The organism is Streptomyces sp. NPDC102462, assembly GCF_044765425.1.
Classification (GTDB): Bacteria; Actinomycetota; Actinomycetes; order Streptomycetales; family Streptomycetaceae; genus Streptomyces.
Genome location: NZ_JBIWKB010000009.1, coordinates 23,817 through 44,661, shown reverse-complemented (window position 1 = coordinate 44,661; position 20,845 = coordinate 23,817). Strand labels below are relative to the sequence as shown.

Sequence of the window (20,845 nt, the reverse complement as noted above, 5' to 3'; positions counted from 1 at the left end):
CGACGGCGGTGCCGAACTCACCGCACCCACCTCACCAGCCAACCCGCACAACCCGGCGCCGGCAGGCAACCCGCACAACCCGGTGTCATCAGCCGACCCGCACGCCTCGGCGCCGCCAGGCACCCGCACAACCCCCCCGCCCAAGCCCCGCAGGGCGTGTCACTCACGTGGCCCCCGCCAGAACGCCCCCGCCACGCCCGCCCGTAAGGATGCGGGCATGGGTATACGCATGCTCCACCGCCGGACGGCACAGGCGTGGATCACGGCCAGGGCGGACACCGCCACGGCCCCGTCCTTGCCGCCCCCGCAGGTCCCGGCCCTCGCGGCCGACGCAAGCACCGCCCGCATCCCCACCGCCCCGGCGACCACGGCACGCAAGGCCGTGACGGACATCGGGCGGCGACTCGGCGGGCACACCCCTCGCCGCGATCCGACACCGCGCTGGCGCCACCGGACCGAGCTGGCCCGCAGCTACCTCGCGCTGCTGCTCACCCTGCTCCCACGCCCGCGCCCACGCCCGCCCCGCACCATCACCGTGTTCGTGGCCACCGTCACCGAGCGACGGGCCGGCTCCGCTCCGCCCCGCCCCCTCCGGGACCGGCAAGGACCGGAGTCGGGGCCGGACGCCACGCCCTGACCCCGAGGGCGTACACCACGAGCCCCGGCACAAGCCCCGCGCCCGCCCCGAAACACACCGCAGGCACCAGCTCCCAGGGCCGCGCCGCGGCGCCCCAGTACGTCCACCAGCGGACCGCACGCTCCACCGCCGCGACCACCGCGCAGCCACCGATCACGGCACCGGCCCGCCACCGGTCCCCTGCGGACAGCACCGGCACCCCCACCGGTTCGCGCGCGGGAGCCCGCCGTACCGCACGCAGGACGAACGCGGCGATCACGAGCGCGGCCAGCGCCGAGCCGCCGTACTGCAGGTACCAGTACAGGGGCGCGCCCGCCAGGTCCCGGTCCAGCACCGGGACCAGCCGTGTGCCCCACCGGCCGTGGTGCGTGAACGCGTCCCACCCCACGTGGGTGAGCGCACCGAGGACGGCGGACACGTACCACCACGCCACCGTGGCCGGCCGCACGCGCGCGCGTGGCGCCCCGCACCGCAGCAGCGCCGCGGCCTGTGCCCGGCGGGACTGCGGCAGCAGCGCCACCAGCGGCTCGCGCACCAGCAGCCACAGCCCGACGAGCGCCCACGCGGTCAGCACGTCGACGCCGAGGACGCCGACCGGCGAGTGCGTGACCGTCCCGAACCGCATCGCGCCCGGCAGGACGCTCGCCGCGTAGAAGGTCATGTCGGGGGCGAAGGACCCCGCGACGAGCACCGCGGGCACCAGCCGGCCCCGCCCGGTTCCGTCCGTGCGCACCGCGGGCAGCACGGCGGCGGCGTGGCTGAGAGTGAACGGCAACGAGGGCCCCCTGAAGCGGTCGTCGGCCGCTGCGCCGACCCGGTGATCGCGTCCGTCAAGTATGGGGGACTTCCGCCACCGCAACGGCATATGGCCAACCGGTGAAAACCGGGCTGCAACGGGTGCCCGAGCAAAGAAAGTTGCCGTAGGGTCACCTGGGTCGCCGCCGGTGACGCACGGCCGGAGGGATCACCGTGCGTACGGGAACGGCGCGGCGGGGCAACCACTGCCCCGGGTCAACCGTCACAACAGAGCGAGCAGGCAGTCGGAGACGGGCGCCGGGGGCGTCCACGGGAGGGGTTCACTCTATGGCGGCGCATTTCGGCAGGAGGCTGCGCAAGGGGGCGGCGACGACCGCTGCGGCCGCGGCGGCGGTCGCGGCCCTCTCGGCGTCCCAGGCTCCGGGCGGTACGGCCGACCCCGACCAGCGGGCCGCCACGGGCACCAGTGCCTCCGCACCGGAGGAGGACACCGAGCACAACGCCACCGGCAACTCGCCGTACTACACCGACCTGCCGCCCCTCAACAGCCCCAGCCCCAGCCCCAGCCCGTCGTCGAGCGCCGGCACCCCGGTCGCCCAGGGCGATACCGAGGCGGGCATACCGGCCACCGTGCTGGACGCCTACAAGAAGGCCGCGGCGAAGCTGCGCTCCGCCAAGCCGGGCTGCAACCTGCCCTGGGAACTCCTCGCCGCCATCGGCAAGGTCGAATCCGGCCAGGCACGCGGCGGTCGGGTCGACGCGGACGGCACCACCCTGAGCCCGATCCTCGGCCCGCAGCTCGACGGCAACGGCTTCGCGCTCATCAAGGACACCGACAACGGCGCGTACGACGGCAACAGCCTGTACGACCAGGCCGTGGGCCCCATGCAGTTCATCCCGTCCACCTGGGCCTGGGCGGGCCGCGACGGCAACGGCGACGGCAAGAAGGACCCCAACAACATCTACGACGCGGCGCTCGCGGCCGGCCACTACCTGTGCCGCTACGGCTGGGACCTGTCGGTGCAGGCCGACCTCGACCGGGCGATCCTCAGCTACAACAACTCGCAGGACTACCTCAACACCGTCCTGTCGTGGCTGGAGTACTACCGCAAGGGCATCCACTCGATCCCGGACGGCACCGGCCGGCTGCCCGGCAGCCGCAGCGACGGACCGGACCGCACCGACCGCTCGCCGTCGACCCGGAAGCCGGGCGGGTCGACGCCGAAGCCGGAGAAGCCGAGCGACACCCCGAAACCCCAGGAACCGTCCCCGCCGAGCACGCCTGGCACGCCGTCCGCGCCGGCCACGCCCACCGACACGGTGGACCATCTGGCCGACGCGGGCACCGCCCGGCTCTCCGCGATGGCGGGCGACACCTTCGCCGAGAAGATCAGCACGCGCGCCGAGACCAAGGCCGGCACGTCCGTCGGCAAGGTTCGCGTCCGGTTCACCCTGGTCGGTGACATCGACGCCACCTTCGCCGGTGGCGAGCGCGTCGCCACGGTCGCCACCGACAGCAAGGGCGTGGCCGTCGCGCCGGCGCTCAAGGCGGGCCAGAAGACGGGCGACTTCAGGGTACGGGCCGCCGTGGTGGGCCGCCCGACGGTCAAGGCCCTGGACTACACGGCGACGGTCACCGCGCGCGCCGCCGATGCCCTCGCCCGCACCGGAACAGCCCCGCTGACCTGCACGGCGGGCGGCGAGTTCACCGACCAGGTCACCGTGAAGGCCACGTACCGTGGCGCGGTCGCGGACGGCGTCGCGGCCACCGCGACCCTGGTCAGGTCGGTGGACGACACCTCCGTCAACGACAAGGGCCCCTACTTCAAGGACGCCGACGGCAACGCGGTGCGCACCCTGAGTGGCCTGGTGACCGACGCGAAGGGCCAGATCACGCTGCCCAAGCTGTACGCGGACGACACCGAGGGCACGTTCCTGCTGCGGATCACCACCACCGGCGGCGCCACGCTGACCGTCGAGCTGACGGTGACCGCGGCGGCCGAGAGCCCGGCCCCGTCGCCGACCGCCTCCGCGACGCCGTAACGGCCGCCGACAGCACGCTCCCTGAGAGGGCGCCCCTCCGCCTGCGCGGAGGGGCGCCCTCGTTGGTGTGCGACGTGTTCTCATCTCGCCCTGCCGTTGCTACGGTGCCGGACCTGACGAACCATCAGTTCGCGACGTCCGGGCCGGGGCCGCGCCAGGTGCCCCGCTCCGTGCCCGGCTGTTCCGACCGTACGGGGAGGCTCCGCATGCGTGCCCTGATCGCCGCCGCGAGCGGTCTCGTCCTCGCGCTCGCCCTGGTCCTCGCCATCACCGCCATGGGCCTGCCGGACGGCAGGACGTCCCCGAAGCCGCTGCTGACGACCGTGCCCGCACACCCGTAACCGCCCCTTTGGGAGGCCGAGATGCGCCGCAAGGCCGGCCTGGTCCTGCTCGCCCTCGCCGTGTTCTTCGCGGCGCTGTCCCCGCTGGTGCGCTGGTACGCCTTCCCGCGCCTGGCCAAGATCCCGCCGAACCAGTACCAGGACATGGTCCTGGAGGCCAAGGGCGCCACCCTCCTCGACTACGGCACGATGCGGGCGCGGAAGGTCTCCAAGGTCACCATCGTGCAGACGCTCAAGGGCAATGTGGAGGCATCGAGGAAGGTCGAGCGGACGGCGGGCCGGGACGTGGTCGTCTGGGACGGCCTGTCCTACGTCCAGGGCCCCGACGGCAAGATGGTCTCCGAGATCCCCGAGCGCTACATCTTCGACGCCCACTCCCAGGAACCCGTCCACGCCACCGGCGAGATGGTCGACGGAGACCCGGTCCGCCGGGACGGCATCGAGTTCAAGTGGCCCTTCCTCACCGAGAAGCGGGACTACGAGTACTTCGACGCGCAGACGCGCACCACCAGCCCCATCCACTACCAGGGCACCCGCAACTTCCGCGGGCTGACCGTCTACTACTTCGAACAGACCGTCCCCTGGACCAAGGTCCCCTTCCCCAAGGCCATGCCCGTCGAGGGCATCACCCCGGAGTCGGTCGCCAAGACAGGCACGACCCGCTGGTACACCACGGTCCGCAAGTTCTGGGTCGAGCCCGTCACCGGCGCGCCCGTCTACGGCGAGGAGATCCACAAGGAGGAGCTGCGCGGCGGCACCCTGCTCGGCGGCCGGGACCGGGTGACGGCGTTCGCCGGCCATGTGAAGATGCGCGAGGACTACATCGCGCACACGGTGTCCCTGGTCAAGCAGAACCGCACCGTCGTCCTGCTGCTCACGTCCTACCTGCCCTGGGGATTGCTGTCCCTCGGCATCGCGTTGCTGGTCCTCTCCCTCTGCCTGGAGGCACGCGGCCGCCGACCGGGAGAACCCGCGCGGGCCGACACGTCCGCACCGGAGCCGGTCGGCGCCTGAGGCCGGCAGCTCTGAACCGGTCAGCGCCCGAGCCGGGCGGATCCCGAGCCGGAAGGTTCCTGAGCCGGTCGGTCTCGGGGCCGGTCAGCGCCTGAGGCGGGCGTTGGTGTGCCGGGTCGGCTCGGCCGTGGCCGGGTCCTCGGGCCACGGATGCTTCGGATACCGGCCGCGCAGCTCCGCCCGCACGCCCCGGTAGCCGTCCTTCCAGAAGGAGGCCAGATCGGCGGTGACCGCGGCGGGCCGCCCGGCGGGGGAGAGGAGATGCACGAGCAACGGCACCCCGGCGACGGCGGGCGACGCGTTCAATCCGAACATCTCCTGCAGCTTCACCGCGAGGACGGGCTGTTCCGGGTCGCCGTAGTCGATCCGGATCCGGGACCCGCTGGGCACGGTGATCCGTTCCGGGGCCAGCTCGTCCAGGCGCCCGGCCGTGCCGTCCGCCCACGGCAGCAGCCGCGCGAGCGCCTGCCCGGCGTCGATCCGCGCGAGGTCGGCACGGCGCCGGGCCCGCCCCAGCTCCGGCTCCAGCCACTCCTGCACGCGCGCGTGCAGAGCATCGTCCGACACGTCCGGCCAGGGCTCGCCGAGCTGCCGCCGCAAGAAGGCCAGCCGCTGCCGCAGCACGCCCGCCTCCGCGGACCACTTCAGCAGCCCGAACCCCTCCTGGCGCAGCCCGTCCAGCAGCGCCTTGCGCACCAGGGCGGGCGCGGCGTCCGGCAGCGCCCGCACGGCCAGTTCGACCGCCCCCAGCCGCTCGACCCTGCGCGCCACGACGTCCCCGTCGGCCCAGCGCACCTCGTCGCGCCCGTCCAGCAGCGCCCCGCCCGCGAACCGGGCCACGTCCTCGTCCACGACGGCCCCGAGCCGCACGCGCGCGTGGCCCTTGCCGACGGGGCGGTCCGCGGCGGCGACGGCGAGCCATGCGCAGCCGCGCAGCGCCGAACCCTCAGCGGCCTCCGCCCGCGTCCCCGACACCATGAGCCATGACCCGCCGGCCCACTTCCCCACCCGCTCGGGAAACGCGAGAGCGGCGACGACACCCGCGGCCCGGTCCGCGCCGTACCCCGCCGACCCGGCCGAGGAGGCCGGCGGCGCCGGGGGCGGCGCGGCAGCGCCGTCCGCGGCGGTCCGCGTCGTCGCCGGGATCGGGCGGCCGGACGGGCGGCCGGACTCGGCGGCGACGGCCCGCAGCCGTCGCACCTCCGCCCGCCAGCGACCCGCGTAGGCGTCGCCGCCGCGGCCCGCGGCCCGCACCGCGCCCGCGAGATCGTCGCCGTACGCCCGCGGCGCCTCCTCGCTCAGCAGCGCGACCACTTCAGCCGCCCGCTCCGCGCCCACCAGCGGCGCCGCGTCGAGCAGCGCACGCCCCAGCCGGGGGTGCAGCCCCAGCCGGGCCAGCCGCAGCCCCCGCTGCGTCGCCCGGCCGGCCGCGTCCACCGCGCCGATCGCCGTCAGCACCTCGCGCGCCGCCGCCATCGCCCCGCCCGGCGGAGGATCCAGCAGCGCGAGGCCGGAGGCGTCCGGATCGCCCCAGCAGGCCGCCTGAAGGGCGAACGCCGTCAGATCCGCCACCCTGATCTCCGGGGCCGGGAAACGCGGCAGCCGCGCGTCCTCGGCCTGCGCCCAGCACCGGTACACCGTGCCCGGAGCCTCGCGCCCGGCACGGCCCGCCCGCTGCCGCCCCGCCGCCTGCGACGCCCGTACCGTCGTCAGCGCGCTCAACCCGCGCGCGTGGTCCACCCGCGGCTCACGCGCGAGCCCCGAATCGACCACCACCCGCACCCCGGGAACCGTCAGCGAGGACTCCGCAACGGACGTGGCCAGCACCACCCGACGGCGCTCCCCGGGCGCCAGCACCGCGTCCTGCACCGCCGCAGGCGCCCGCCCGTGCACCTGAAGCACCTCGACGTCACCGAGGCCACGCGGATCCCCCAACTGACCGGCGACCCGGGCGATCTCGCCGACACCCGGCAGGAAGCACAGCACGTCACCCGAGCGCTCCGCCAGCGCCCGCCGCACCACCGACGCCACATGCGCCGTCAGCGCCGGATCGACCCACAGGCCGTGCGGCGGCCGCACGGGACGCGCCGGGGGCGCCCACACCACCTCGACGTCGTACGCGGCGCCCCGCGCCTCCACCACCGGCGCACCGCCCAGCAGCCGAGCCCAGCCCTGCGCGTCCGTGGTCGCCGACGCCGCCACCAGCCGCAGGTCCGGCCGCAGCGTCTCGCGCACGTCCCACAGGAACGCCGCCGCCGTGTCCGCGTCCAGATGCCGTTCGTGGCACTCGTCGAGCACGACGACGTCGACACCGGCCGACTCCTGGTCCCGCTGGAGCCGCTGCAACAGCACACCGGTCGTGACCACCTCCACGCGCGCGTGGCGCCCCACGATCCGCTCGCCGCGCACCGTGTAGCCGACGGAGCGTCCGACCTCCTCGCCCAGCAGCCACGCCATCCGGCGGGCCGCCGCGCGTGCCGCGATCCGCCGCGGCTCGGCCACGACCACCCGCCGTGCCGGGCCCTCGCCCAGCAGCCCGGCCAGCGCGAGCGGCACCAGCGTGGTCTTGCCGGTGCCGGGCGGCGCCACCAGGACGGCGGTGCCGTGCCCCGCCAGGGCGTCGTCCAGCGCGGGCAGGGCGGCGCGTACGGGCAGGGCGTCCAGGGCGTCGTAACGGATCACGCCCCCAGTGTCGTACGCCCGCCAAACCGTCCCCCACGCGCGTGTGCGTCAGTCCGGTCTCACGCGCGTGTGCGTCAGTCCCGCTCGCAGACGAAGATCGCCGTACCCGGGACGAGGGCGCCGCGCAGCGGGGACCAGCCGCCCCACTCGGACGTGTTCCACGCCGGCCACTCCGGCTCGACCAGGTCCACCAGCCGGAAACCGGAGGAGGCGATGTCACGGACCCGGTCCCCGAGCGTCCTGTGGTGCTCGACGTACACGGCCCGGCCCTCGTCGTCCTGCTCCACGTAGGGCGTGCGGTCGAAGTACGACGCCGAGACCGTCAGGCCCTCCGGCCCCGGCTCGTCCGGGAACGCCCAGCGGATCGGATGCGTGACGGAGAAGACGAACCGGCCGCCCGGACGCAGCACCCGGCGCACCTCCCGCAGCACCAGCCGCGGGTCCGCCACGAACGGCAGCGCCCCGTACGCCGAGCACGCAAGGTCGAAGGAGGCGTCCACGAACGGCAGCGCGGCGGCGTCGGCGCACACCAGGGGAAACGATCCGCCGATGCGCAGCGCGTGCTGCAGCTGCCGGTGCGAGAGATCCAGGGCCACCGGACGCGCGCCCTGCGCGGCCAGCCAGCGCGCGCACTGCGCCGCGCCCGCCCCGATCTCCAGGACGGCCCTGCCCTTCAGCTCCTCGGGCGGGCCGAGCAGTTCGGCCTCCACCTCGTCGAGGCCCTCCGGCCCCCACACGAAACGGTCGTCCCCGAGGAACGTGCCGTGCTCGACCTGGTACTCGTCCGCGTTCCGGTCCCACCAGCCGCGATTGGCGCGTGCGCTCTCCGCGACACCGGCCGCACGCCGGGTGGCCTCCGGCTCGAACGCTTCGGACTCTTGGATGATCGGCTCCCTCGTCGTACTCTTCCCTGCATTCCGCGGGGCGTGCACGCACGGCGTGTCACGCAAGGGGTCCCGGGGACAGCGTGGCCTGGCTGGACGGTTCTTGTGCCGGGTATGCGGCGATCCGCCCCGGCTGTGCGCCTTCGTGCATTGACCCTGTCCGGCTGCCCCCGTATGCTACAAGTTGCGCTGCGGGCCTGCGCTCCTCAGACGTAGCAGGCTGCGCTCGCATCTGTTGTATGTCCCCTCGGTTGTCGAGGCGCCGTCGCCGGATTCCCGGTGGGGCGCTTCCTAGGCTGTCCGGCTTCTGCAGAGCGAAACGGGCTCCCGGCGTAAGCAGTACCTACGACTTCAATGTCCGTACCGGAGCCCTTTCCCACATGACGAGCAGCACCGAGACCACCGCCACCACCCCGCAGGTAGCGGTCAACGACATCGGTAACGAGGACGCGTTCCTCGCAGCGATCGACGAGACGATCAAGTACTTCAACGACGGCGACATCGTCGACGGCGTCATCGTGAAGGTCGACCGGGACGAGGTCCTGCTCGACATCGGTTACAAGACCGAAGGTGTCATCCCGAGCCGCGAACTCTCGATCAAGCACGACGTCGACCCGAACGAGGTCGTCGCCGTCGGCGACGAGATCGAGGCCCTCGTTCTCCAGAAGGAGGACAAGGAAGGCCGCCTGATCCTCTCGAAGAAGCGTGCCCAGTACGAGCGTGCCTGGGGCACCATCGAGAAGATCAAGGAAGAGGACGGCATCGTCACCGGTACCGTCATCGAGGTCGTCAAGGGTGGTCTCATCCTCGACATCGGCCTCCGTGGCTTCCTGCCCGCGTCCCTCGTCGAGATGCGCCGGGTCCGCGACCTCCAGCCGTACGTCGGCAAGGAGCTGGAGGCCAAGATCATCGAGCTGGACAAGAACCGCAACAACGTGGTCCTGTCCCGCCGTGCCTGGCTGGAGCAGACCCAGTCCGAGGTCCGCCAGACGTTCCTCACGACCCTCCAGAAGGGTCAGGTCCGCTCCGGTGTGGTCTCCTCGATCGTCAACTTCGGTGCCTTCGTGGACCTGGGTGGCGTCGACGGTCTGGTCCACGTCTCCGAGCTGTCCTGGAAGCACATCGACCACCCGTCCGAGGTCGTCGAGGTCGGCCAGGAGGTCACCGTCGAGGTCCTCGACGTCGACATGGACCGCGAGCGTGTCTCCCTGTCGCTGAAGGCGACCCAGGAAGACCCGTGGCAGCAGTTCGCCCGCACCCACCAGATCGGCCAGGTCGTGCCCGGCAAGGTCACGAAGCTGGTTCCGTTCGGTGCGTTCGTCCGCGTCGACGAGGGCATCGAGGGTCTGGTCCACATCTCCGAGCTGGCCGAGCGCCACGTGGAGATCCCGGAGCAGGTCGTCCAGGTCAACGACGAGATCTTCGTCAAGGTCATCGACATCGACCTGGAGCGCCGCCGGATCTCGCTGTCCCTCAAGCAGGCCAACGAGTCCTTCGGTGCCGACCCGGCCGCGGTCGAGTTCGACCCGACCCTGTACGGCATGGCCGCGTCCTACGACGACCAGGGCAACTACATCTACCCCGAGGGCTTCGACCCCGAGACCAACGACTGGCTCGAGGGCTACGAGAAGCAGCGCGAGGAGTGGGAGCGCCAGTACGCCGAGGCGCAGCAGCGCTTCGAGCAGCACCAGCAGCAGGTCATCAAGTCGCGTGAGGCCGACGCTGCCGCTGCCGCCGAGGGTGGCGAGGCCGCCGCTCCGGCCGCGTCCGGTGGCGGTTCGTACTCCTCCGAGGGCGCGGACAACTCCGGCGCGCTGGCCTCGGACGAGGCGCTGGCCGCGCTGCGCGAGAAGCTCGCCGGTGGCCAGAGCTGATCGCTAGCCGCTGAGGCTTGGCAACCAACAGAGGGGCCGCACCTTCCCGGGTGCGGCCCCTCCGCCTTGTGCGCGCTTCGGCGTGCGCCGGCAGCCGTGTGGGCCGCGTGCGGTTCGGTGGGCGGTCGGTAGTCGTGCGGTCCGGCGGGCGGTCGGTAGTCGTGTGGGCCGCGTGCAGCCCTGCGAGCCACGGCAGCCTTGAGGAGCCGGGTGCGGTCCGGGGGCGGCTGGTAGTCGTGTGGGCCGTGTGCGGTCCGGCGGGCGGCCGGTAGCCGTGTGGGCCGCGTGCCGTTCGGTGGGCGATCGGGGCCGCGCGCCGCCCCGCGAGCCACTGGCAGTCTTAGGAACAGCGTGCGGTTCGGCGGGCGGCCGGTAGTCGAGTGCGCTCCGCGCAGCCCTGCGAGTCACGGCAGCCTTAAGGAGCCGGGTGCGGTTCGGGGGGCGGCCGGTAGTCGTGTGGGCCTCGTGCGGTCCGGCGGGCGACAGGCAGTTGCCCGCCGGACCGCGAGCGGTCGGCAGTCGTGTGGGCCACGTGCAGTTCGGGGGCGGCCGGTAGCCGAGCGCGCTCCGCGTAGCCCTGCGAGTCGCTGGCAGCCTTGCGAGCCCTGCGCCGCCCCGAGAGTCACGGCCCCCTTTAAGGAGCCGGGTGCGGTTCGGGGGCGGCCGGTGGCCGAGTGTGGCCCCAGCCCAGCCCTGCGGGCGACCGGCAGTCGTGTGAGCCCCCGCGCAGTCCCGTGAGCCACCGGTAGCCCGTCGGTCCGCGGGGGCGTCCGTGTCGCTCGTGCGGTTGGCCGCCCCGCCTCGGGGGAGTTGCGAGTTGCCCTCGGCCTTGTAGAAACGTGCGGGACACACCAAGAGCCGATGGCCCGTAACCGGCCATTGGGAGGCTTCCTCGGTCGTTCATGATCGAGATGGGAGCCTCCGCCATGGCACTGCCTCAGCCCGGGTCGGGAACGAGCCGCCGTACATTCCTGCGCAGCGTCGGCGTCGCCGGCGGAGCGGGAGCGATGTTCGCCACCATGGGGGCGCTCGGCCTCGCCCCCACCGCCGCCTACGCGGCCGAGAAGGAGACGCCGTTCCAGCCGCCCCGCCGCAGCGACTTCACCCTCCAGGGCCGCACCGGCAAACCTGCCAAGGTCGTCGTCATCGGAGCCGGCATCGCCGGCCTCACCTCCGCGTACGAACTGGGCAAGGCCGGCTACGACTGCACCGTCCTGGAAGCCCGCGACCGCGTCGGCGGCCGCAACCTCACCGTCCGCGGCGGCGACACGCTCACGGACATCAACGGTGTGCGGCAGACGGCCGGATTCAGCAAGGGCCAGTACATGAACGCCGGCCCCGCACGCCTCGCCCAGTGGATGGTCACCCTCGACTACTGTCGCGAACTCGGCGTCCCCATAGAGGTCTTCACCAACTCCAACGCCGGCGCGCTCATCTACAACCCGGGCGCCGGCATGAAAGCGCCGGTCCAGTACCGGACCGCGAAGGCCGACGTCTACGGCTACGTCTCCGAACTGCTCGCGAAGGCCACCAACACCGGCGCCCTCGACGCCGAACTGACCGCCGACGACAGGGAACGGCTGCTCGCCTTCCTCAAGGGCTACGGCTCCCTCGGCGCCGACTACACCTACACCGGCACCGAGCACCGCGGCTTCACCGTCGACCCCGGCGCCTCGGGCACACCCGGGAACGAACTCGGCGACGTACCCTCGCTCTCCGAGGTCTTCGCCTCCAACGTCGGCCGCTACTTCTCCTTCGAGTTCGGCTACGACCAGGCGATGCTGATGTTCCAGCCGGTCGGCGGCATGGACCGGATACCCGCAGCGTTCGCACGCGCCATAGGGGAGAAGCGGATCCGCACCGGCGCGCCCGTCACCGACATCAAGAACACCGGCGACGGCGTCGTCGTCACCTACACCCAGCACGGCCGCACCCGCACCATCGAGGCCGACTACTGCATCGCCACACTGGCACCGCACATCCTCGCGAAGACCGCGCACAACCTCGGCTCCGCGGTGCAGACCGCGCTCCTCGCCGTGCGGCCCTCCCACGCGTCCAAGATCGGCCTTGAGTACAGGAGCCGTTGGTGGGAGCGGGACTTCAGGATCTTCGGCGGCATCACCGAGACCGACCTGGACCTGGACCACATCTGGTACCCGTCCTACGGCCACCTCGGCGACCGAGGGGTGATCATCGGCTACTACAACACCGGCGCACACTCCGAGGCGTACTCGGCGCTCACCCCCGCCGGGCGCCTGGAGCGCGCCGTGGCCCAGGGCGTCCGGATCCACGGCGAGAAGTACCGCACCGAACTGGCCGCGTCGTTCTCGCACCAGTGGAAGCTCGCCCCCTACCTGGAAGGCGCCTGGCACTCCATGCCCGGCGGCCCCGACGCCCCGGCGTACGCGCCGCTCAACCGGGCGCAGGGCAACGTGTACTTCGCCGGCGACTACCTCAGCTACCTGGACGCCTGGCAGCACGGCGCGATCACCTCCGCCCGCAAGGTCGTCACCGAGCTGCACCGGCGCGTCCTCGCCTCCTGACCCCGTCCGGCGCGGCGGCTCCACGCGGTCCCGGCACCGCGCGGCGCCGCCGCGACCGGTCCGGGGATGCGGGAATGCCCGCGTCCCCGCGGACGTTGATCCGTTGGGAACAGAGGAGGAGCGGTCACAGTGCTTGATCCGCAGGGTTTGTACGCATGGGAGCCGAAGGGGCTGGCCGTCGTCGACATGGCGCTCGCCCAGGAGTCGGCCGGCCTTGTCATGCTCTACCACTTCGACGGATACATCGACGCGGGCGAGACCGGCGACCAGATCGTCGACCGGCTGCTCGACTCGCTGCCCCACCAACTCGTGGCCCGTTTCGACCACGACCGGCTCGTGGACTACCGGGCCCGGCGCCCGCTACTGACGTTCAAACGGGACCGCTGGACCGACTACGAGGTCCCGGCCATCGAGGTCCGCCTCGTCCAGGACGCCACCGGAGCGCCCTTCCTGCTGCTGTCCGGCCCTGAGCCCGACGTGGAGTGGGAGCGCTTCGCCACCGCCGTACGGCAGATCGTGGAACGGCTCGGCGTCCGCCTGTCCGTGAACTTCCACGGCATCCCCATGGGCGTCCCGCACACCCGCCCCGTGGGCGTCACGCCGCACGGCAACCGCACCGACCTCGTACCTGGCCGCAGCCCCTTCGAAGAGGCCCAGGTGCCCGGCAGCGCCGAGTCGCTTCTGGAGTACCGCCTCATGGAGGCCGGACATGACGTTCTGGGCGTCGCCGCGCACGTTCCGCACTACATCGCCCGTTCCGCGTACCCGGACGCGGCGCTGACCGTCCTGGAGGCCATCACGGCCGCCACCGGCCTGGTCCTGCCGGGCATCGCACACGCGCTGCGCACGGACGCGTACCGCACGCAGACCGAGATCGACCGGCAGATCCAGGAGGGCGACGAGGAACTGACGGCCCTCGTCCAGGGCCTTGAGCACCAGTACGACGCCGCGGCGGGTGCCGAGACCCGGGGCAACATGCTCGCCGAACCGGTCGAGATCCCGTCGGCGGACGAGATCGGCCAGGAATTCGAACGCTTCCTGGCAGAACGGGAGGGCGAGGGCTGAAGCCCCCGAAGCGAACCGGCTCCCACTCCGAGGGAGCCTGGACGGCCCACGTCCGGGTGTGCCCGGAGCACAGACCCAAGCGCGCTGCAGCGGACGCGCCGGCAGGCATCCGCCCGGCCGCCCACGGTCCCGCGCGGAGCGTCCACGGGCATCGCTGCCCCCTTTGCGCAGCTGACGCCCGGCGCGCAAGCCCGAGCGCGCCGCAGCGGACGCGCCGGCAGACGACTGCCCCGGGCCGCTCACAGCCCCGCGCGGAGCGCCCACGGTCTCACGGCCCCTTTGCGTAGCGGATGCACGAAGTGCAGGCCGGACCGCTCTCCAGCGGACAAGCGGCAGGCGGCCGCCCGGCCGCCCCGGGCCGCTCACGGCCCCGCGCGGAGCGCCCACGGGTATCGCGCAGGTGACGTACGGAGTACAAGCCCGAGCCCTCCGCACACCAATGGCGCCAGACTCGAAGGCCCTCACCCTGGCTGGCCGGGTCCCGAGCGCCCCCGTACGCAAACGGCCCCGCACACAGACGGCCCCGCACACAGACGGTCTCGAGCTCGGACAGCCCCGGCGGTAAACGGCCCTGACTCGAACGGCTGCGGACACAGACCGCCCAGTGCCCGGTCCATCCCCGTACCCAAACACCCGCGGACTCGATCAGCCCAGAACCCGGACGAACCTGACCCGGATCGCCCCGGACACGCACGGCCCCGGACTCAGACAGCCGGGTCTCACGCCCCCCGGGCTCAAGCAGGCCCAGGCTCAGACGGGTCCGGACCCGGACCCGGACCCGGACCCGGACCCGGACCGAGCTGACCGAACCGCCCGCACGCGAGCCGCCCCAGGCTCGGGTGCCTCAGCTGTCCGAGGGGTCGTGAGGCCCATGGGCGGGGTCACCGGGGCGGCTCCGGTCCACCGTCCGCCCCTCCCACCCGCCGGCCAAGCGCAGCGTCTAGGCTTCCGAGCATGCTGAAAGTTGGCCTGACCGGCGGCATCGGCGCCGGAAAGAGCGAGGTGTCGCGGCTGCTGGTGCAGCACGGTGCCGTGCTGATCGACGCCGACCGCATCGCCCGCGAGGTCGTCGCGCCCGGCACCCCCGGACTCGCGGCGGTGGTCGACGCCTTCGGCGAGCGGGTCCTCGCCGCCGACGGCGGCCTGGACCGGCCAGGGCTCGGCGCGATCGTCTTCGCCGACCCCGAGAAGCTGGCCGTGCTGAACTCGATCGTGCACCCCCTGGTGGGCGCCCGCTCCCGCGAACTGGAGAGCACGGCGCCCGCCGACGCCGTCGTCGTGCACGACGTGCCGCTCCTCGCCGAGAACAGCCTCGCGCCCCTCTACGACGTCGTGGTCGTCGTCGACGCCAGCCCCGAGACCCAGCTCGACCGGCTCGTACGGCGGCGCGGCATGAGCGAGGAGGACGCACGCGCGCGTATGGCGGCGCAGGCGACCCGGGACAAACGCCTGGAGATCGCGGACGTCGTCATCGACAATGACGTGTCCCTCGACGCCCTGCGGCGGCGCGTCGCCGAGGTGTGGGCCGACCTGGTCCGCAGGGAACAGGCACACCGCGCGGACACCGCGGGGGCGGCCGGGGAATAGCATGCGCCCGACGGGGCGTTGAACTGTGTCTGCGAGGGAAGGAGTGTGCCGTGCCCGAGACCAGCGGATCGCCCGGACGTACTCCGGAAACGCATGTCATCGACTTCCGTGCCGCCGAGCATCTGCTCAACGCACGGGATCCGCGGGGCGCGGTGAAACTGCTCGACGGAGTCATCGCCGCGCACCCCGAGAACACGGCCGCCCGGCTGCTCCGCGCGCGTGCCTTCTTTGCCGCCGCGCAACTACGGCCCGCCGAGCTGGAGTTCACCATCGTCCTGGAACGAGAGCCGGACAACGCGTTCGCGCACTTCGCCCTCGCCCGCACCTATGAGCGCCAGGGCCGCCGCGACCAGGCCAAGCGGCACTTCCGGCTGGCGGCGGCGCTCGACCCGAACCCGCAGTATCTGAAGGCGGCGCGGTTCGATTCCTGAGCCCGGCGGGGCCGCGAACGCCGGCGCCACCGGACGGTCACGGGTGCCGGTGCTGGGGCGGACGGCGGTACCACGGCCGGCGCTGCGAGGGACGGCGGTAGAACGGCGGGTTCGTCGGCGGAGCGTACGGCGGTACATCGCGGCCCGGCTGGTAGTGCGGCCCCTGCCGGATGTGCCGGACGATCATGACGAGGTCGATGCTGGCCACCAGCCACAGCAGCCCGCAGGCGATGGCCCAGCCCGTGCGGCCCACCAGCGCGAACACCGCCGTTCCGAAGATCGCCCAGGCCACTCCCCACACGCTCAGCCAGAACCGCGCCCGCAGAGCACTGCGCGCGGTCGCCGGCTCACTGCCCGTACGCATCGGATCACCACTCCTTTCTGCAACGTACTCCTCGATGCGGACGCCGACCAGGCGCAACGGCTGGGACGCCCAGCGGACGCCGACCGGCGGCGACCCGCCCCTCCGACCGGCAGGGGTGCGGGCAGCGCACCGGCCCGTCCACTCGAACGGGTGAACTGCTGCGGCATGGGAACGGGTGTGCGGCGCCGGGCCGTTGTTCGGGCATGACGGCTGAAATGCGAGAGGGATACGAGGGAACGGGACCCGGTGCGATCACCCCGGACGGCTGCGCGGTGGAGCTCTACTCGCGCCTGTCGGTCGGTGACGAGCCGGACATCATCGCCGCGGCCGTGCCGGCCGGGGCGAGCATCCTGGAGCTGGGCAGCGGCGTCGGACGCATGACCCACCCCCTGCTGGAGCGCGGGTTCACGGTCACCGCGGTCGACGAGTCAGCGGAGATGCTGGAGCGCGTCCGCGGGGCGCGCACCATATGCAGCCCCATCGAGGACCTGGACCTGGGCGAGACGTTCGACGTGGTGATGCTCGCCTCGTTCCTGGTGCACGCCGGGGACCCAGAGGTGCGGCGCGGCCTGCTGCACACCTGCGCCCGGCATGTCGCGGAGGGCGGCTGCGTGCTGATCCAGCGGGAGGGCGAGGACTACCACACGAATCTCCCGAGGGAGCGGGTCGACCCGAGCGGCTACACCGTGCGCATGGTCTCGGCCGAGCCGGTCGGCGACGGGGTGAACTCGGTGCACGCGGAGTATGTGTTCCCGGACGCCGTCTGGACCCAGACGTTCCTGGCCCGGCCACTGACGAGGGAACAGTTCGAGGGGGCACTGGCGGAGGCCGGACTGGAGGTGGACGAGTATCTGACACCGGACCGGGTGTGGGTCAGGGCGGTCCGGACGGCCTAGGTGTATTGCCTTGTGACCGCACCGGGTTCGCCGGGCGGCGATGAGTTCCCCGCCGAAAGGGGGTCTGCCTCCATGACAGCGACCAGGACGCTTCAACGGGAGAATCCATGTCCGAGATCAGTGCATCCGGCACGTCCGCCACCGACACCGCCTCCGGTACGGTCATCGCCGAGTCCGCGACCCCGCGTGGCCGGCGCGCCCGAGCCGCCCTGTTCGGCCTGCAGGTGCTGCTTGCGCTCTTCTACGCGATCGCCAGCGCCCTGCCCAAGCTGATCGCGCACTCGTCGGCCGTCGAGTCCTTCGATCAGATCGGCTGGGGCACCACCGGCATGTACATCATCGGCGCGCTCGAACTGGCCGGGGCGGTGGCCTTGCTGATACCGGTCCTGCAGTCGGTGGCGGCCATGGCACTCGGCGCGCTCATGGCGGGTGCGTTCGTCGTTCAGCTCACTGCCTTCGACGGAGAGAACGCGGCGACCCCGCTCATCCTGATCGTGCCCCTGACCCTCATCGCCTGGGCCCGACGCGGGCGCAACACGGACCTGCTGCGACTGGTGCACCGGCGGGCATGACCTGGGTCACCGGGATCCCGGGGGGCGGTTGCCGAGGCCGCGCAGGGCCCGCAGCCGTTCCAGTTCGCGGCGGTCCCGCTTGGTGGGGCGGCCGGCGCCACGGTCGCGCACGCCCGCGGGGGCGACGGCATCCCGAGGCGGGGGAGGCGGCGAGTTGTCGACATAGCACTGAACCGCCACGGGGGCGCCGACCCGCTTGCGGATCAGGCGCTTGACGACGACGATCCGCTCCCGGCCCTCGTGCCGCAGTCGCACCTCGTCGCCGACGCGCACGGAGTACGCGGGCTTCACACGCTCGCCGTTGACGTGGACGTGCCCGCCACGGCAGGCGGCGGCCCCGAGCGAGCGGGTCTTGATCAGACGGACGGCCCAGATCCAGCTGTCGATGCGGACGGTCTCGCCCTTCCCCGGACCGGCCGCCTGGGCGGCGGCCACCGCCGCGGCGACCTTCGGGTCCATGGTGTCGCCGGCGGGCGCGTCCGAGGAGCCCCCCGACTGGGCGTCGGCCCGCGCGGGAACGCCCTCGGCCGTGGCATCGGTCCGGGCACCCGTCCGGGGGCCCGTCGGGGAGCCGGTCGGCTCGGTCCCATGGCCGGCGTTCACGTCCGCATCCTCGGAAGCCATGCCCCGACCTTAGCTCCCCGGCCCGGGGAACACGGCAGCGTTTTCCCACCCGCGCTCGCCTGCCCGCCGCGGGCGCCTGCTGCCCAGCACCGGTTGGCCGCGGTATGCCGCCGGCTGCCCGCCGCGTGGAGGCCGTTGCCCAGCGCCTCCTGCCCGCCGCGGGCGCCTGCTGCCCAGTGCTGGTTGGCCGCCGTACGCCGTCTGCTGCCCACCGTCGGGTGCCCCACCGTGGGCTGCCCGCCGCGCGGCGCCCGTTGCCCAGGGCGTCTGCCCGGCCGCACGCCCGCTGCCCGCCGCATGGCTGCTCGCTGTCTGTGTCGTCCGCCGTTTCCGTCCGTGGCGGCGGGGGTGCCGGTGGTCGGGCATACCGTGGGGGCATGGACGGCAGTGGTCTCGACGCTCTCGACCGGCGTATCGCCGGCTGCCGGGCCTGCCCGCGGCTGGTGGCATGGCGCGAGGAGGTGGCCCGGACCAAGCGCGCCGCCTTCGCCGACTGGACGTACTGGGGCCGCCCGGTGCCCGGCTACGGACCGCCCGACGCCCAGCTGCTGATCCTCGGGCTGGCGCCCGCCGCGCACGGCGGGAACCGGACCGGCCGCATGTTCACCGGCGACCGCTCGGGCGACGTGCTGTACCGGGCCCTGTACGACATCGGGCTGGCCTCGCAGCCCACGTCCGTGAGCGCCGACGACGGTCTGGAACTGTACGGCGTGCGCGTCACCTCGCCCGTGCACTGCGCCCCGCCCGCCAACCGGCCGACGCCCGCCGAACGCGACACCTGCCGCCCCTGGCTGGTGCGGGAGCTGGGGCTGCTGCGGCCCACCCTGCGGGCCGCGGTCGTGCTGGGCGCCTTCGGCTGGCAGGCCGCGCTGCCCGCCTTCGCCGCGGCGGGCTGGACGATCCCGCGTCCCCGGCCGGCCTTCGCGCACGGCGCCCGGGTGTCCCTCGACGGGCTCGACCTCTTCGGTTGCTTCCACGTCAGCCAGCGCAACACCTTCACCGGGCGGCTCACGCCCGAGATGCTGCGGGAGGTGCTGCGCACGGCGGCCGACGCCGCCGGGCTGCCGGGCCGGAAATGACAGGACAGGCCCGCCGCCGGGTCGTTACGGTGCCCCGATGGGCCTCTATCCGGAGATCGAACCGTACGACCAGGGCATGCTCGACGTCGGCGACGGCAACCTCGTCCACTGGGAGACCTGCGGCAATCCGCACGGCAAGCCCGCGGTCATGCTGCACGGCGGCCCGGGCTCCGGCAGCAGCCCGCAGCTGCGCCGCTACTGCGACCCGGCCGCGTACCGCATCGTGCTGCTCGACCAGCGCGGCAGCGGCCGCTCGACGCCGAGGGCGAGCGCGTACGGCACCGACATGAGCGTCAACACGACGGCCCATCTGATCGCCGACCTGGAACTGCTGCGCAGGCACCTCGGGATCGAGCGGTGGCTGGTGTGGGGCATCTCGTGGGGCTCGGTGCTGGGACTGCGGTACGCGCAGACGCATCCGGAGGCCGTGTCCGAGCTGGTGCTGGCCGGGGTGGCGACCGGCTCCGACGCCGAAGTGGCGCTGCTGACCAGGGGGTTGGGGAAGATCTTCCCCGAGGCGTTCGAGCGGTTCCTGGCCGGGCTGCCCGAGGGCGAGCGGGACGGCAACCTCGCCGCCGCCTACCACCGGTTGCTGGAGTCGCCCGACCAGGCCGTGCGGGAGCGGGCGGCGCGCGCCTGGACCGACTGGGAGACGGCGATCGTCCCTGCGCCGCCGCGGTCGGTCGAGCGGTACGAGGACCTGGAGTTCCGGATGGGCTTCGCCCGCACGGTCACCCACTACTGGGGAAACGACCACTTCCTGGGCGAGGGCAACGACACGGGCGTCGTGCTGCGCGACGCGCACCTGTTGAAGGGGATCCCGGGGACCCTCGTCCAGGGCAGCCTCGACCTCGCCAACCTCGTCGGGATGGTCTGGCGGCTCCATCACGCCTGGCCCGGCAGCGAGTTGGTGGTCGTGGACGAGGCCGGCCACAACGCGGGCGCGCCGGGCATCGTGGACGCGGTGGTGGCGGCGACCGACAAGTACGCGGCGGCCGCCGGCTGATCAGGGCCGCCACACATAGCGAACGTCCGGCTCCCGCTCCTCGTTCGCGCCGCCGTCCGTGAACTCGACGGCGACAAAGCCGTGCCGCTCGTAGAAGCGGTGGGCGGGCCCGTTGACCTGGAAGGTCCACAGGGTGAGGCCCTCGGGGCTGCGTTCCTTGGCCAGGCCGACGAACCGGTCACCGATGCCGCGGCCCCGCCACCGGGGGTCGAGGTAGAGCTGGGAGAGCGTCGCGCCGTCGAGCACCATCATCCCCACGATCCCGCCCCCGCCGGCCGGCTCGGCGACCCAGGTCTCCCTGAGCGGTACGACGACGTCACGGAAGTAGTCCCGTACGGCGTCGTCGGACCGCGGCCGGGTGACCGTCGGCAGCGCGGCATCGTACGAACGCAGCCAGACATCGGCGACGTCCCCCGCGTCGGCCACGGCAGCACGCCGCAGAACCAC

At 73.0% G+C, this 20,845-nt stretch carries 19 protein-coding genes; 13 read left to right on the top strand and 6 right to left on the bottom strand.

Annotation, left to right across the window (positions count from 1 at the left end):
* Positions 1–217 precede the first annotated feature (217 nt).
* Positions 218–637 (top strand): hypothetical protein, encoded by a 420-nt coding sequence (locus ACIRFL_RS10555; RefSeq protein WP_404026259.1) that lies wholly within the window; start codon positions 218–220, stop codon positions 635–637.
* On the opposite strand, the gene ACIRFL_RS10550 is transcribed toward ACIRFL_RS10555, so the two are convergent.
* On the bottom strand, positions 552–1,412 hold the full coding sequence (locus ACIRFL_RS10550) for a DUF4184 family protein (protein ID WP_404026257.1): 861 nt from the start codon (positions 1,410–1,412) through the stop codon (positions 552–554). The two genes, ACIRFL_RS10555 and ACIRFL_RS10550, sit on opposite strands and share 86 nt — an antisense overlap.
* Positions 1,413–1,720: 308 nt before the next feature.
* On the opposite strand from ACIRFL_RS10550, the gene ACIRFL_RS10545 reads away from it, so the two are divergent.
* From ACIRFL_RS10545 to ACIRFL_RS10535, 3 genes are all read left to right on the top strand, one after another.
* A complete protein-coding gene (locus ACIRFL_RS10545; RefSeq protein ID WP_404026256.1) occupies positions 1,721–3,436 on the top strand; it encodes a lytic murein transglycosylase in 1,716 nt (571 codons plus the stop codon).
* Positions 3,437–3,642: 206 nt separating this feature from the next.
* Positions 3,643–3,777, top strand: a complete 135-nt coding sequence (locus ACIRFL_RS10540; RefSeq protein WP_404026255.1) for an SPW_0924 family protein — start codon at positions 3,643–3,645, stop codon at positions 3,775–3,777.
* Positions 3,778–3,798: 21 nt separating this feature from the next.
* Positions 3,799–4,791, top strand: coding sequence for a DUF3068 domain-containing protein (locus ACIRFL_RS10535; RefSeq protein ID WP_404026252.1), 993 nt, complete (start codon positions 3,799–3,801; stop codon positions 4,789–4,791).
* 84 nt (positions 4,792–4,875) lie between these two features.
* Here ACIRFL_RS10535 and hrpB read toward each other — a convergent pair whose 3' ends face one another.
* The gene (hrpB, locus tag ACIRFL_RS10530) at positions 4,876–7,473 is read right to left on the bottom strand and encodes an ATP-dependent helicase HrpB (protein ID WP_404026250.1); all 2,598 of its coding nucleotides are present in this window, start codon (positions 7,471–7,473) and stop codon (positions 4,876–4,878) included.
* 74 nt (positions 7,474–7,547) lie between these two features.
* Positions 7,548–8,405, bottom strand: a complete 858-nt coding sequence (locus ACIRFL_RS10525) for a class I SAM-dependent methyltransferase (protein ID WP_404026247.1) — start codon at positions 8,403–8,405, stop codon at positions 7,548–7,550.
* Positions 8,406–8,737: 332 nt separating this feature from the next.
* Between ACIRFL_RS10525 and rpsA the strand changes: the two genes are divergently transcribed.
* The 5 genes from rpsA to ACIRFL_RS10500 all read left to right on the top strand — a co-directional run bounded on the left by rpsA (position 8,738) and on the right by ACIRFL_RS10500 (position 15,857).
* Positions 8,738–10,231 (top strand): 30S ribosomal protein S1, encoded by a 1,494-nt coding sequence (gene rpsA, locus ACIRFL_RS10520; RefSeq protein ID WP_351735057.1) that lies wholly within the window; start codon positions 8,738–8,740, stop codon positions 10,229–10,231.
* A gap of 926 nt (positions 10,232–11,157) precedes the next feature.
* Positions 11,158–12,774 carry a flavin monoamine oxidase family protein gene (locus tag ACIRFL_RS10515; protein ID WP_404026244.1) on the top strand — a complete coding sequence of 539 codons (1,617 nt, stop codon included), beginning with the start codon at positions 11,158–11,160 and terminating at the stop codon, positions 12,772–12,774.
* 129 nt (positions 12,775–12,903) lie between these two features.
* Positions 12,904–13,839 (top strand): PAC2 family protein, encoded by a 936-nt coding sequence (locus tag ACIRFL_RS10510; protein WP_404026242.1) that lies wholly within the window; start codon positions 12,904–12,906, stop codon positions 13,837–13,839.
* Positions 13,840–14,793: 954 nt separating this feature from the next.
* Positions 14,794–15,426: a dephospho-CoA kinase gene (coaE, locus tag ACIRFL_RS10505; protein WP_404026239.1), complete on the top strand. Its 633-nt coding sequence runs from the start codon at positions 14,794–14,796 to the stop codon at positions 15,424–15,426.
* Between the two features lie 50 nt (positions 15,427–15,476).
* Positions 15,477–15,857: a tetratricopeptide repeat protein gene (locus ACIRFL_RS10500; protein WP_404026237.1), complete on the top strand. Its 381-nt coding sequence runs from the start codon at positions 15,477–15,479 to the stop codon at positions 15,855–15,857.
* 37 nt (positions 15,858–15,894) lie between these two features.
* Here the strand turns inward: ACIRFL_RS10500 and ACIRFL_RS10495 are convergent, their stop codons facing one another.
* Positions 15,895–16,221, bottom strand: coding sequence for a DUF6343 family protein (locus ACIRFL_RS10495; protein WP_404026234.1), 327 nt, complete (start codon positions 16,219–16,221; stop codon positions 15,895–15,897).
* 215 nt (positions 16,222–16,436) lie between these two features.
* On the opposite strand from ACIRFL_RS10495, the gene ACIRFL_RS10490 reads away from it, so the two are divergent.
* Complete coding sequence (locus ACIRFL_RS10490) at positions 16,437–17,117, top strand: class I SAM-dependent methyltransferase (RefSeq protein ID WP_404026232.1); 681 nt, start codon at positions 16,437–16,439, stop codon at positions 17,115–17,117.
* Between the two features lie 107 nt (positions 17,118–17,224).
* Entirely contained in the window at positions 17,225–17,689 is a 465-nt protein-coding gene (locus ACIRFL_RS10485; protein ID WP_404026229.1) for a DoxX family protein, read from the top strand.
* A gap of 6 nt (positions 17,690–17,695) precedes the next feature.
* Here the strand turns inward: ACIRFL_RS10485 and ACIRFL_RS10480 are convergent, their stop codons facing one another.
* Complete coding sequence (locus tag ACIRFL_RS10480) at positions 17,696–18,313, bottom strand: RNA-binding S4 domain-containing protein (protein ID WP_404026226.1); 618 nt, start codon at positions 18,311–18,313, stop codon at positions 17,696–17,698.
* Positions 18,314–18,690: 377 nt separating this feature from the next.
* On the opposite strand from ACIRFL_RS10480, the gene ACIRFL_RS10475 reads away from it, so the two are divergent.
* Together ACIRFL_RS10475 and pip are read left to right on the top strand one after the other, a co-directional pair.
* Positions 18,691–19,392: a uracil-DNA glycosylase gene (locus ACIRFL_RS10475; RefSeq protein WP_404026224.1), complete on the top strand. Its 702-nt coding sequence runs from the start codon at positions 18,691–18,693 to the stop codon at positions 19,390–19,392.
* Positions 19,393–19,429: 37 nt separating this feature from the next.
* On the top strand, positions 19,430–20,398 hold the full coding sequence (pip, locus tag ACIRFL_RS10470) for a prolyl aminopeptidase (RefSeq protein WP_404026221.1): 969 nt from the start codon (positions 19,430–19,432) through the stop codon (positions 20,396–20,398).
* Here the strand turns inward: pip and ACIRFL_RS10465 are convergent, their stop codons facing one another.
* Positions 20,399–20,845, bottom strand: coding sequence for a GNAT family N-acetyltransferase (locus ACIRFL_RS10465; protein WP_404026220.1), 447 nt, complete (start codon positions 20,843–20,845; stop codon positions 20,399–20,401).